The following is a 1,300-nucleotide window of genomic DNA, read 5'->3' as shown; positions in this document are numbered from 1 at the left end:
GTAAGGATGAGAATCAACAAGTGCAATTGGCTTACTTAGCTTGTGGTCTATTTATCATGTTGCTAATGTATTTACATGGAACACTAGGAGCCCAGCTAGCAGCTGAGTTTGGGGTTCACAATACTGCTGATATGTTGTTGCGATTGGGAAAAGATCCAAACTTACTGCTCAAGTAATCGATATTAAGCTGATGCGCTTAGAAGTTCCAAATTTTTCATGAGGACTGATAGTGGGTAGTAGTGACATCGCCTATCAACTCAAGGTTTCACCACTAATCACTAGTTTTTAGCAGTCTTAACACTGGGTGGTTAGTGGAAGAACCAACAAACAACAAACAACAATCCTCTAATTTGTCCCTATGAAGAGCCGAAATATTTTGATTTTGAGTGCGATCGCCCTCATCTTAACATCTATCAGCCTGTGGATAGGAGATCTTGCCTATTCGTGGTTTCCACCTCAAGCAGCAGCAGAATCAAAACTAGTCGATCAATTGTTTAGTTTCTTAATAACGCTGGGAGCATTTATTTTCCTTGGAGTCACAGGAACACTAATTTATTCAATCATTTTCCATCGCGCAGAAGAGTATGACACTAGCGATGGTCCCCCCATTGAAGGAAATTTGACACTAGAGGTTGTTTGGACTGCAATTCCTGTATTACTAGTGCTTTGGATTGCAACATACAGCTACCAAATTTACGAGCAAATGGGGATTCAAGGACCTATGGAAGCTATTCACATGCATAGCCCATTGGCAATGGAACCAGCAAATGCTGCACCGATGAATAAAGACACAGCGACGCACGGACACGGTGAAAAGGGTAATGCCAATGTTCTGCCAATAGAAGACATTGAAGTTAACGCCAAACAGTGGGCTTGGATCTTCCGCTATCCAGAAACAGGAGTTACCAGCACTGAACTCCATTTACCCGTTAATCATCGTATCCGTTTAGCGATGAAATCCGAGGATGTTCTCCACGGATTTTATATTCCTGCTTTTCGAGTTAAGCAAGACATCATACCCAAGCGCACCATTAACTTTGAATTTACCCCTATCCTTACAGGTCAATATCAGTTGACTGATTCTGAATTTAGCGGTACTTACTTTGCGACCATGGTAGCAAATGTTGTTGTTGAGTCCTCTGAAGATTACAAACAATGGCTACACCAAGCAGCCAACCAAAAACCATCCGTTGCAAAAAACCAAGCAGCTTACGAATATGCTCAACTCTCAAAAGAGGTAATAAAAGGCTGGGCTAGGGTAGCACCAGCACAACCTCCTGTAGTCAATTACAGCAATTAG

2 protein-coding genes are annotated in these 1,300 nt (G+C 42.0%); both read left to right on the top strand.

Annotation, left to right across the window (positions count from 1 at the left end; all coding sequences use genetic code 11):
* Window positions 1–176: DUF2231 domain-containing protein (locus G4P69_RS36745; protein ID WP_208354765.1), on the top strand; the 176-nt coding region annotated here is incomplete at its 5' end.
* Window positions 177–358: 182 nt separating this feature from the next.
* The gene (locus G4P69_RS36740; protein WP_208343704.1) at window positions 359–1,300 is read left to right on the top strand and encodes a cytochrome c oxidase subunit II; all 942 of its coding nucleotides are present in this window, start codon (window positions 359–361) and stop codon (window positions 1,298–1,300) included.

Origin of the sequence: Aetokthonos hydrillicola CCALA 1050 (genome assembly GCF_017591665.1) — a bacterium.
GTDB classification, from domain to species: Bacteria; Cyanobacteriota; Cyanobacteriia; order Cyanobacteriales; family Nostocaceae; genus Aetokthonos; species Aetokthonos hydrillicola.
The sequence above is the reverse complement of the archived record's forward strand: the minus strand, read 5'-3'. Positions and strand labels throughout refer to the sequence as shown.